Genomic DNA, 11791 nt, shown 5'->3' on the forward strand with positions numbered 1-11791 from the left:
TCTCATGCATTCTCAACTCAGCCCGGACTTGCGGCGGAGGTACCACTCCAAAAAGAGAAACCCGAGGATCAACCCGTATGCCGCCCACGTATCCCACAACGAGACGAACAGTTTACTGGTTTTGATTTCCACCTCCGGATTGGGGAAAGTCAACGTATCCAGCCGCAAGTCAGGGCGGAGAACCTGGTAACTCCCTCCGGAAACCTCAGACAGCTTCTGGAGGAACTCTGGCTGAACACGCGGTTTCTGGAACTCCACCCGGGGGCTGGTGACACTGAATAATTCGCGCTCGGTGAGTGTGCGGTCGCCCTGCTTTACGGAAACCTGGGCCGCGTAGAATCCCTCGCGGCCTGGATAGAATTCGAAGCGGCCTTCCCCGTTTTCGTCGGTGGAGATCGATTCCGTCTTCAACGTGCTGCGGTCAGGCCATGTGGAGAGGGTCAACTCCGCCTGTTTTCCGGCCAGGGGGTTGTAATCTTCGCCGACCAGCTTGAACTGCACGAGCACCTTCTCGTGTTCGCGGTACTTTTCCTTGTCGGTCTCCACCTTGAGCAGGCGCGTTTCGGGATCCCGGGTCAGCCAGGCGAGGATATTCTCCCACAGCTTCTGGTAATGCCGGCCACTGCCGCCCTCCCCCACGCGGCGGAAGTTCCAGTACCACGCGGAGTCGGTGGCGATCATCAGGGTGCGGCCTTCGCCTACTTTCCGGGCGGCGAGCACCGGCAGGTTTTTCTTGTCCACCCTGGCCGTGGCCAGCACCTGTGCCTCCCCGGCCGCGGCCAGACCCATATTCAATCCCTGAAGCGGAGGCAGGGACTGCCAGGCTTTTACATTCGCCTCTTTTCTACTCTCCAATTGCAGAATGGGATGATTGTTCAGGCTCCCCGGAACGTCGATCGCATAGGATTTGTCGGCGAACGGTTGCGAGGCATGCTTCAGTTCAACGGGAAGGATTTCCTCCACCGGCGTGCGTTCGTACCCTCCCCCTTGAAAGGACAAATCGCCGCCGATCATCAGAAACGCGCCACCTTCCTCCACATACGATTTCAGGTTCGACAGGTACTTTTTATCGAGAAACGGTTTGTACCGGAAGTTGTGAAACACGACGAGATCGAAGGAACTCAGGTAATCACTGAGCAACAGGTTGGATGGAAACGGAATGAGGCTGAGTTCGGTGGTCGGTGCATCGACATCGTCGCTCAGCGTCCTCAAAATAAAGAACGAAAGCAGGTCCACCTTCGGGTTGTTGATCAGAACCTCGCGCAGAAAGCGCGAGTCCCATGACGGCCGGCCGTTCAAATGCAGAACGCGCAGGCGGTCGCGCACCACCTTCACCTGGAAATCCCAGCGGTTGTTCGTCTCCACCGCCTCCCCCGCAAACACGGGCACCGTTACCGAATAAATGTGTTTGCCCATGTTCACCGGCATGAACTCCATATCCACCCGGTAATCCCGATCGTCCTCTTTTAAAGAGACGACCTGCGACACGAGGATCTTGTCTCCTTCCTTCACCACCACGGGGATGTTCTTGTTGCCGATGGCGTAGGCACCCAGTTTTACCGACACCTTGACCGGCTGATTGACGAAACCGAAATCCGCTACGTCCACGGTCTCGATCGCAAGGTCCTTGAACTCGTCGTTGGTGCCCGCCTGCAGGGTATGTATGGGGCCGTCAAATTTAACCAGTGTCTGCTCGAAGTCCTCAGAGAAGTCGGCAGGATCCTGGATAAGGTCGGCGCCGTCGGAAAACAGCAGAACGCCCTGCAACGATTTGTTCTCATACTGCTCGAGTACCTCGCGGAACACGCGGGCGAGATCCGTATTCACGTTGAGGGGCTGGTACCGCGACGCCAGTTCCTCTGCACGGACGGGATCGATATGGTCTGAAACGAAATAGTAATCAACGTCATAGTTTTGCCGCAGGCCCGTCAGCCAGTCCTTATGCTGCGCCAGGGCGTCGCTCACCAGTTGCTTACGCGGAATTTCTTCTGGAAAGGTTTTGATCGACATGCTTTTGCTGTCGTCGACCAGCACGGCGATCGTGTTTTTGAGCGGCTGGATGTTTTTCAACTCCAGGCGCGGTTGAAGTATGAGAAGCAACAGCAGCGCCAGTGTCAGAACGCGCAGTGTGTAGAGCACCGTTTTTCGCGGAAGGCTCCGCAGCTTGCGCAGGCTGGTCCAGAAAAACCACAACATCAGCGGCGCCAGCACCGCAAGCGCCATCAATGCCCATCGGTTTTCGCCCAGGGCCCAGTGCAGCTCCCATGCGTTGTACTCTTCCCAGTTCTGCCCGAACAGCTTTCCCAGAAAATTCATCGGCCGGAATACCTCCGGAGCCGCTCAAGAATGATGGGCAAGTGCACCATGTCTTTTTTATAATCAAGGGTGAGCGCGTACATGACGATGTTGACTCCGAGGCGCAGGCTCAGTTTGCGTTGACGATAGCCGCCGCCGACCATGTCAAAATTCCAGTGGCCGAGCTTGTTTTTCGACCACGCGCCGCCAAGGTCGTTGTTTGAGTAAACGAGCACCGTGCGTCCCTTGCTGGTGATGCCTTCCAGATAAGGCTTCACCACCACACGGCCCACCACCTGGTTGATCAGGTAGAACGAACGGAAGATCGAGTGGTCACGCGGAATGCGTTCCAGCGGGGTGTTGGGATACAGTCTGTCCAGCAGGCGGCGTACGGATGCATCGAATCCGGAGTTGGGCCTGCCGGAGTTGTCGTCGATCAAAAGGAATCCGCCGAAGTTCAAGTAATCACGGAGGGCATTGACGGAATCGTCAGAGATCGGTTTGAACTCACGGTCGCCCGCAAGATAAAGAAAGGGATGATGAAATAAAGTCGGGTCGGTGGGTGCAAGGTCCAGCGGTTCGCGCTTGACCTCGATCGACGTGCGCTTCGCCACCTGCGCCAACAGGCTTTCCACCGCATCGGGACGCGGCTTGTACGTGCCGCCTTCGTACTTCACCTGCGGGATGACGAGTTTTGAGCCTTCGCCTTCCGCCTGCGCGAGAGGAGGGGTATAAAGAATCCCGAACCCGACGAGGGTCCAACAACCCAGCTGCTTCAAAAAGGACAACGACAAACTCCGGATCGGGTGACCTGCGCTTAAGTTACAAATCATATAATAATGTTAGCAAATTAATAAAGCCCCCGAACGCGATTTCAATTCGTTTGGTTCACTCCGGATCGGGTGTTATAGTGGGGCGATTTTCCTAAAGGTTACCGCATATGAACCGCATGATCCTGCTGAATCCCGGCCCGGTCAACGTCACCGATCGCGTGCGCCAGGCTTTATTGCATCCGGACCTCTGTCACCGCGAACCGGAATGCGCCGAATTGGTGCAATCCATCCGCCAGAAACTGCTGAAAGCCTTCAGGCTGGAGGGGGTTTTTCTGACAGCGCTCATCACCGGGTCCGGCACCGCTGCGCTCGAGATGGCGGTGTCCTCCTGCGTTGCGGAGGGACAGGCCATGCTGGTGGTCCGGAACGGTGTTTACGGCGAGCGCATCGCCACGATGGCGGAAACGCATCGCATTCCCATTGTGACCGTCGATTGCGACTGGGGCGTCGCACCGTCGCTTGAAGCCATTGAACGGGCTTTGAAAGAACATCCCGAGATCGGGCTGGTGGCGCTGGTGCATCACGAAACCACCACCGGCCTGCTCAACCCCGTACACGAGGTTGGCGAGCTCGCACACCGCTACGGCAAAAAACTGTTGATCGACGCCATCAGCAGTCTGGCCGGCGACACGCTCGATTTTGAACGCAGTCACGTCGATTACTGCGTCGGCACCGCCAATAAATGTTTGCAGGGGTTCCCCGGTGTGTCGTTCGTCCTGGTACGCAAAGAGGAAGTGAACACTCTTGCCACGCACCCGGCGCGGTCGGTGTACTTCGATCTGCATAGAAACCTGAAAGCGCAGGAAGCGGGGGAAACCCTGTTCACCCCGGCGGTGCAGGTGCATTACGCGTTTGATGCGGCACTCGACGAGTTGATCGAAGAGACGGTGACCGCGCGCATCGATCGCTATGCCGGTGCGTCCGCCTTGCTTCGCAGGGGTTTCGACGAAATGGGCCTCGAGTACCTGGTCGATCCCGCGCACCGTTCCAACAGCCTGACCGCGCTCAAACTGCCGGAGGGGATCACCTACGAGTTCCTGCACGGTGAGCTGAAAAAGCATGGGTACGTCATTTATGCGGGTCAGGGCGGCCTCAAGAAGTCGATATTCCGCATCGCCAACATGGGCGATATCCGAACCGGGGAGTTTCAACGCCTGCTGGAGGTGTTGAAAACGTGCCTCTCCAAATCGCCCTCGTTACGGGACTGATTCATGGAACTGTACGAGGTGATGAAAGAGTACGCCCGGTCACAGGGCGTGGCCCCGGCACATGACCTGCCAACACCGGAACTCGGCAAAAGCCTGGCGCTGTTCCATTCGTGCTTGATGGAATCCGGACTCGAGTACGTGGAGTTCCCCGACGGAAGAAAACTGATTTCCTCGCCGATGGAGATCAACCTGTCGCATCTGAGCCGGTTTGTTGTGGGTTTCCTTCCATTCAATTCCATTTCCACCAAAACCGAAACCAACGAAGTGCTGTTCGATCTGTATTCATTTTTCCGCTGGATGGACAAACGCGATCTCAACCACGGGTTGCAGGGCATCCAGTTGGACGCGGTCATCCTGAAACTGACTGAATCGCAGGACCGGTGTTTGAAACTCAGCCACCACCTGGACGAAGCCACCGGTGAAACCCTCAAGGAAATCACCCACATTGTCGAAACCATCAACGACATTTTCTGTGTCACCAAGATCGACCACGACTTCATCCATTTGCAGGGGCAGAACCACGATGACCCCATTCGCGTTCGCCTTCCGCTGGACATTGTGGGGCTCATCCATCTGAAAGACAGTCTCGACCTCGTGGTGGGCGATACCTCGGACCGCTGGGTGATTCTCGAAGCCGGACAGGTGTACCCTGAACTGGGGCAGGGGGAGGGTTCCGCCCCCTCCACACCCGCGGGTTAAAAGACGGATTCAACGGGCTTTTCCCCACCTCCCCCACCCTGCCGGCAGACCAAACTTTTCTTGAAAATCGGGGGGAAATGATTTAAAACACGCACTACGCGTGAACCGGGCTCGCCGCCTCGTTTTGATTCCAACCCGCAGGATTTCCGGGAAACAGCACACTATGACCGCCAACATCAATCTCGAAGACATGAACTGGATCGCCATCTCGCCGGAACTGATCCTGATGGCGACGTCGTTCCTGCTGTTATTGATGGGTCTGAAAAAGGCATTCAACGAAAACTCGTATCTGGCCAAGGCGGCCACCGCGGGCATCGTCACCGCCCTTCTGCTGTCATGCTATCTGTGGATCGGGGCCCCCACCGTTGCCGACGGCGCCGACCCGGAAATGTTCAGCCGGGCGCTGATACACGACCGCTTCTCGCAGACCTTCAACCTGATTTTCCTGGTGATGTCTCTGTTTGCCATCATCGCTTCGTTCCGCTACCCGAAGCCCGACCACCAGAACAAGGCCGAATACTTTTCGCTGTTGCTCATGGCCGTGGTGGGAATGATGTTTCTCGCCAAGTCCGGCAACCTGATCACCGCGTTCATCTCGCTCGAAATCTTTTCTATTTCGCTCTACATCCTGTGCGGGTTCAACGCCAAGCACGGCACAGGCCGCGAACAACCCGGTGACGTGGATCATCTGCCGTGGGAGACCGTGGCGTCGCAGGAGTCCACCGTCAAATACCTGCTGATCGGCGCGTTCGCCTCCGCCATCCTGGTATACGGAATGGCGCTCATGTACGCGGGTACCGGGACCACGGAAATCCGCCTGATCGGCAAGCTGTTGCACGAAAATCCCTACACGCACAATCCGCTGGTGTACATCGGCATGGCACTCATGTTCTGCGGACTGGCATTCAAAGTATCGCTGGTACCGTTCCATTCCTGGACGCCGGATGTTTACCAGGGCGCGCCGACACCGATCACGGGCTTCATGTCGGTTGCCACCAAGGCCGCGGCGTTCGCACTGATCGCGCGGGTGTTTTACATCGCCCTGCCGGAGTTGCAGGAAATCTGGATGCCGTTCCTGTTCGGCGTTTCGGTGGTCACCATGCTGGTGGGCAACATCGCCGCCATTTTTCAGGACGACGTCAAGCGCATGCTGGCGTATTCCGGCGTGGCGCATGCCGGGTACCTGCTGATCGGCATTGTCGCCAACAGCCAGGACGGCGTGGCGAGCATCATCTTCTACCTGGCTGTGTACCTGTTCATGAACGTCGGCGCGTTCGCCGTGGTGTACATGGTGGAAGGCGAAGGCAAGGGATCGAATTCCATTTACCGCTTCAAAGGACTTGCCAAGCGCAACCCGCTGATGGCCGCGGCGATGAGCCTGTTCATGCTGTCGCTGGCCGGGTTCCCTCCCACCGCTGGTTTTTTCGGCAAGCTTTACGTCTTCGTCGCCGCCATCAAACAGGACTATGTGCTGATCACGGTGCTGGCGGTGCTGGCCAGCATGATCGCCGTGTACTTTTACCTGCGCATCATAGTGATGATGTACTTCCACGAAAGCGAGCCGGAAACCGAAGTGGTGAGCAACCGCGGCATGACCGCACTCGTCACCGTGAGCTCCGCGGCCATCCTGGTCATGGGTATTTTCCCCTCCACTTTCATGCAGCTGGCCCTCTCGGCAATTCCCTCAATCCCGCATTGATCGGGACCATTCAAGAACTTACCCCCCTTCGCCGTTAAGTCTTGCAGGCCCATAGGATTCCTGCGATTCTAATGTCATGACCCGATTGCTGACGGTGTGCGTCGTCCTGCTTGCCATTGCGACGTCCGCCTGCACCGATTCCCACACGCAATACCAGCGGCGCATCGCCGAGTACGCCTCGCGTCTGCAAACCGACCCGCAGGACGCCGACGCCCATTTCCAACTGGGCATCGCCTACCTTTCCGCGGGCAACTGGAAGGCCGGGGCCAGTCATTTGAAAGATACGGTCCGCCTCAACAAAAATCACACTCAGGCGTTGCGCGACCTGGGCTGGGCCCTGTACCAAATGGGAGACCTCGCCGCCGCAGAAAAATGGCTGAGGCAATCGTACCGGTTACATGCCAGGGACCCGAAAACCGTCGCCAACCTGGGAGCGGTGCTGATCGCCCGGGAAAGGTATTCCGCTGCGGTGGCGGTGCTGGACAACAGCGCCCTGGGCGGGGACCCCACCCATTTCCAGATTCACAACAACCTCGCCATCGCCTATCGGCACCTGGGAGAGAAAACCAAAGCCGCAAATCAACTGCGGATCGCCTCGCGTCTGGCCCCGAACGTTGCCAGGGTCCACAGCAATCTCGGTGCATTGTATGAGTCGTTGAACATGGACGAAGACGCGTTTCAAAAATACAACCTGGCTCTGCGTCTCGATCCGGAGGAGCCGATCGGGCACTACAACCTCGGCGCGTATTACGCGCGGCGCGGTAACAAATTGCTGGCGCTTGGCCACATGCACGAAGCGCAGCGGCGCAATCCTTCGGACGCGACCATCCGCATCGGTCTCGGCCGCGCCTTCGCCGACCTCAGAAAATACGACAAGGCGCTGGAGCATTATGAGGCCTCGCTTCATTATCGCCCCGGAAATGCGGACACGTACCTGGAAATGGCGGAGTTGTACCACCTCAACCAGCAGGCAGAGAAAGCGGTGGAATCATACGAACTCGCCATCAGTCTTGATCCCGACCGGCCCCAGGCGTATTACAAGCTGGCTTTGTTGTACGATCAGTTGGAAGTGGGGGAAAGTGCACTGCTTTACATGGCAGTGGCCGAACAGGAGTATTTACGGCAGAACAAACGGGAAGAAGCCGATACCAGCCACCAGAACCTGAACCTGTTCGCGCGCAAATATCATTATAACGACCGCGCACTGAAACGCCTGCTCAAGCGGCACGATCTGAACAGGAATCCGGTCAACGCTCGAGGATGAACGTCACCGGACCGTCGTTGTGGATCTCCACCTGCATGTCGGCGGCGAACCTCCCTTCCTGCACGCTCAACCCCGTGGTCATGAACCTGTCTACAAACAGGCGGTAAAGTCGTTCCGCTTCTTCCGGCGGCGCGGCGGTGTCGAATCCCGGCCGCCGTCCCCGCGAACAATCCCCGGCGAGGGTGAACTGCGACACCACCAGCACCTCGCCCTGAATATCGACACACGACCGGTTCATCTTTCCCGCCTCATCCGGAAAGATGCGCAGGTTGGCGGCCTTCTCCACCAGCCATTCAACCGCTGCGTCAGTGTCCCCCTTTTCCGCCCCAAACAAAATCATGAGCCCGCGTCCGATACGCGCGATCTCAAATCCATCCACCGAGACGGCCGAAGCCGAAACCCTCTGCACAACCAGTTTCATGGAATAAAAGAAAAAAGATTGATCAATGGGCGCGAAAGAATCGCTGGTCGGTTCCGCCGGGACCGATCAGTACACGCACCTCGCGGGAACAACGCGGGCAGCGTCCTTCATACGCGTTGCCGTCCTTGTTGAGGTAAATGCGGCGATACACGTTGCAACATTCGAATAATATGCCGAGAAACTTTTTCTTCTTTTGTTCGGGAGTCATGATCCATCAAATCCCCAATCCGGATACCGGAAAGCAAAAGGGTCCCAACACGGTTCCCGTTCTCACCGCCCGCGCAATTGATCCAGCGCCCGAACCTTGGACGCCTTGAAGGCGCTGTGCGGAATGCGCAGGGCTTTGGTGATGCGGCGGATTTCCTCGGATTCCTCGTGCGAAATGGTGCCGTCCGCCGCCGCAACCGCAAAGAAACAATCCACCGTAGCCACACGGTCGTTGTACGAATAGAGCTTGTTGAACTCCCGCGTCACCTCGTCGAAGTCGTAACCCCGCTCGGCCTGTTCGGAAACCACTTCCAGCAACAAGTCCAGTTCCTTTGGAGTGAACTCGAAACGTTTTTTCAATTCGGCCTTGAGTGCCTTTTTTTCTTCTTCCCGAAAGTCTTCATCCACGTGCGCCACCGATGCCAGCAGGGTGCCCAGCAGGCAAATGAAATACAGGTCGTCGTCGGGAATTCGCCCTTTCTTCAGGCTACCGTTGGATTTCAACTCGATTCTTTTCAAAATCTGGTTGCGGAAATACTGATGCAATTCCGGATTTTTTTCGTAAGCGGGCTGGAAAATGGTGCTCTCGAAAAAATTGCGGATCTTGCCCACGGTGCGCCTGGTGATCGACGATTTCTTGAGATGCTTTGCAAAAGTTTCCAGCAGTTCGCGTTCCTCGTCCTTTAATTTTTTGTCGGCGGACGCCATTTCTTCCATGACTTTCACCACCCGCTCCCGCTCCTGACCGGAACCGAACTCGTGCGACAATTTCACCAGCAGCCGATCCTGTTCCTCTTTGGATACCGGGGACAACAGATACGGCTTCAGGCTGTTCATTTCCTTATCCGTGAGGTGAAACTTACGGTAAAACCGCTTCAGGATGTTTTTTTCGGATTCGCTCATCTCCCCATCGGCCCAGGCAATGGCGGCAAGCGTTTTCAGGAGGGTCATGTTTTTAACGGTAGCCATATCGCACTCTCTGTTTTGAAAGGTGTCACTTAAAGCTGTTTATCCACAAATGGCCACGGCCGTTCTCACGAACGATGCCAAATATATCCAAATGTCCGTCGTTGTTGACGTCCGCAAACGTCAATTCTTTAAAATGCAGGTTGGCGGGAAGGCGTTTTGCCCCTTCACTTAAAAAGCGCCACTTGCCCAGGCCACGCTGGTAGTGGATTCCCTCCCGGCTCAATATAATGATATCAGGAATTGAGTCCGCATTGGCATCGAGCAGGTAAACGGCACGGGACGGGTAACCCGGAAAGGCGCGGAGGGGTCCTTTGCGAAAATACCCATGACCGTTGTTCACCAGTACATAACTGTACTCGTTCTCATACGAACGGGAACGCGGATCGATCTCCTCGTTGACCACCAGCAGGTCGTTGTCGCCGTCCATGTCGAAATCCGCCCAGTCCGCAAAACTGCTTTTACTGCGGATAAACGGGACCAGTTCGCTGGTGCGGTCCGTAAACTGGCCCAGTCCGTTGTTCAGCAGCAGGCGGTTGCGTCCGGTGTCGTAAACAAGAAAGATGTCGATCACCCGGTCGCCGTCGTAATCCGCGAACGAGGTTCCGCGAATGCCGGCAGGCAGGGGCGGCATGAGCAGTTGGGTGGCATCGCGAAACTGGGCGCGGCCGTTGTTCAAAAGGAACTGCACCTGGTACGGGTCCGGCTCACCCCTGTTCTGCACATGGTGCCCGGTGAAAAACAGATCGACATTGCCGTCCTGGTCCACATCCACCAGATCCACACGGTCCAGCCCCTCCTTGAACGGAGGCAGGTGGAATCCCTGCGGTGTGTAAAAATAACCGCGGCCGTTGTTGATGAACACCTTGACGGAATCGCCGTCGGCAAAGCGGCCAATCAGCACCAGGTCGGCGGTGCGATCGTGATTGAGGTCCCGCGCGCGCATGGCCAAGATCGTGTCGCCCGGCTCTCCCACCCAGCCGGGGCGCTTCATTTTGGACAACCGCTTGCCTTCGCGGTTTTGCCACACGCGGACCACCGGTGCGCCATCGGCGTTCTTTTCCACCACCAGCAGGTCCGGAAGCGGGTCGCGGTTGACAAACGCGAACCATGCGTGCTGGACCGGTTGTTTCTGCAGACCGGGTAGAAATGCTTCCGTCAAATCGAGGTACCGCTGACGGCCGGGATCCTTTTTAAACAGGCCCTTGTTCGGACCGCATCCCGCAAGCGCCAGGCACAACGCGAGAACCATGCCATAAAAGTACAAATATTTCCGGGTCACGGGAATAGGGGGTCTCCAGGGAGGTAATTCAGGTTCAGGATCATCTTGCCGTCTCTGCGGTGGCGCGGTGGTCTTCCAGCAGGTGGTCCGCCAGGCTTCGCTCGGCCTGGGTGAGTTCCGCCGTCTCCCACGTTCCGCCAAAATGCGTGGTCATGCCCGTACGGAATGCGTCGCGCACGGTTTGAAACGCGACGGGATGCCCCACGATTTCATTGAGTGTGGTGGTGGAAGCCTTCAATTTTTCGAGGGACCTGGTTGCAACCCCCGAGTGGCGGTGGAGTAACAGAGAATGAAACAGGTCGTGATCCGTGGCGATCAGTACCGACCCATGTTGCAGAAATGCCTGTTGCGTGCGGCGTTGCGCACTGCCGATGAGTTTCCTTTCATGAACGGTGATCTCACAATGGTTGAGCGAGGCAAAGCAGGCAGGGGAACGTTCCTGACGCGTGGTCCCGTACTGCTTTTCCTTGTTGATGTGGGCATCGGCAATACGCAATTCACGCAGACCGCGCAGCAACGCCTGGCTTATGACGGAGAACGTCGCTTTGAGTCCGCCGGAGAACAACGGATGCGTCACCGGACCCACCATGGAATATGTGAGTTCCTCCATATGCAACAGGGCACGCCCGCCCGTGGGACGCCGAACCCAGTCGACATTATTTTCCCGGCAGCGCATTAAATCGATCTCCGCTTCCAATGGCTGTGAGTATCCAATGGAAAGCGTAGGGTGGTTCCAACCGTACAGGCGGAGCGTCGGCACATAAGACGGGTCGCTCTCGCAGGAGCGCAGCAGAGCCTCGTCGACGGCCATGTTCCAGGCCCCGTTTTGTTTGTCGTCTTCAATGTACCGCCAACGGTTCACACCATTCCTCCGGCATTTAATTTTGACTGGTTATTTTTCCTTATTATAGAATCCA

General features: G+C 57.0%; 11 protein-coding genes. 4 read left to right on the forward strand and 7 right to left on the reverse strand.

Going from position 1 to position 11791, the window contains the following annotated elements:
• Positions 1-12 precede the first annotated feature (12 nt).
• The gene (locus tag ACTRXA_RS10320; RefSeq protein WP_442427112.1) at positions 13-2316 is read right to left on the reverse strand and encodes a glutamine amidotransferase; all 2304 of its coding nucleotides are present in this window, start codon (positions 2314-2316) and stop codon (positions 13-15) included.
• Positions 2313-3083 carry a DUF4159 domain-containing protein gene (locus ACTRXA_RS10325; RefSeq protein WP_442427113.1) on the reverse strand — a complete coding sequence of 257 codons (771 nt, stop codon included), beginning with the start codon at positions 3081-3083 and terminating at the stop codon, positions 2313-2315. The genes ACTRXA_RS10320 and ACTRXA_RS10325 overlap by 4 nt, the downstream gene beginning before the upstream one ends.
• Positions 3084-3235: 152 nt before the next feature.
• Here ACTRXA_RS10325 and ACTRXA_RS10330 point away from each other — a divergent pair, with 152 nt between their 5' ends.
• The 4 genes from ACTRXA_RS10330 (at position 3236) to ACTRXA_RS10345 (ending at position 7998) form a co-directional block, all read left to right on the forward strand.
• Positions 3236-4336 carry a 2-aminoethylphosphonate aminotransferase gene (locus tag ACTRXA_RS10330; protein WP_442427114.1) on the forward strand — a complete coding sequence of 367 codons (1101 nt, stop codon included), beginning with the start codon at positions 3236-3238 and terminating at the stop codon, positions 4334-4336.
• A 3-nt stretch (positions 4337-4339) separates the two neighbouring features.
• Positions 4340-5035, forward strand: coding sequence for a hypothetical protein (locus tag ACTRXA_RS10335; RefSeq protein ID WP_442427115.1), 696 nt, complete (start codon positions 4340-4342; stop codon positions 5033-5035).
• 163 nt (positions 5036-5198) lie between these two features.
• Positions 5199-6734 (forward strand): NADH-quinone oxidoreductase subunit N, encoded by a 1536-nt coding sequence (locus ACTRXA_RS10340; protein WP_442427116.1) that lies wholly within the window; start codon positions 5199-5201, stop codon positions 6732-6734.
• A gap of 76 nt (positions 6735-6810) precedes the next feature.
• A complete protein-coding gene (locus ACTRXA_RS10345; protein WP_442427117.1) occupies positions 6811-7998 on the forward strand; it encodes a tetratricopeptide repeat protein in 1188 nt (395 codons plus the stop codon).
• Here the strand turns inward: ACTRXA_RS10345 and dtd are convergent.
• The 5 genes from dtd to ACTRXA_RS10370 form a co-directional block, all read right to left on the reverse strand.
• The gene (gene dtd, locus ACTRXA_RS10350; RefSeq protein ID WP_442427118.1) at positions 7982-8419 is read right to left on the reverse strand and encodes a D-aminoacyl-tRNA deacylase; all 438 of its coding nucleotides are present in this window, start codon (positions 8417-8419) and stop codon (positions 7982-7984) included. The two genes, ACTRXA_RS10345 and dtd, sit on opposite strands and share 17 nt — an antisense overlap.
• A 22-nt stretch (positions 8420-8441) precedes the next feature.
• Positions 8442-8627, reverse strand: a complete 186-nt coding sequence (locus ACTRXA_RS10355; protein WP_237100473.1) for a hypothetical protein — start codon at positions 8625-8627, stop codon at positions 8442-8444.
• A 62-nt stretch (positions 8628-8689) separates the two neighbouring features.
• Positions 8690-9595 carry a TerB family tellurite resistance protein gene (locus tag ACTRXA_RS10360; protein ID WP_442427119.1) on the reverse strand — a complete coding sequence of 302 codons (906 nt, stop codon included), beginning with the start codon at positions 9593-9595 and terminating at the stop codon, positions 8690-8692.
• A gap of 25 nt (positions 9596-9620) precedes the next feature.
• Positions 9621-10874 carry an FG-GAP repeat domain-containing protein gene (locus ACTRXA_RS10365; protein WP_442427120.1) on the reverse strand — a complete coding sequence of 418 codons (1254 nt, stop codon included), beginning with the start codon at positions 10872-10874 and terminating at the stop codon, positions 9621-9623.
• 40 nt (positions 10875-10914) lie between these two features.
• Complete coding sequence (locus ACTRXA_RS10370; RefSeq protein WP_442427121.1) at positions 10915-11736, reverse strand: lipoate--protein ligase family protein; 822 nt, start codon at positions 11734-11736, stop codon at positions 10915-10917.
• Between the last annotated feature and the right edge of the window lie 55 nt (positions 11737-11791).

This window comes from Nitrospina sp. P1_D6 (assembly GCF_052156615.1).
GTDB lineage: Bacteria > Nitrospinota > Nitrospinia > Nitrospinales > Nitrospinaceae > Nitrospina.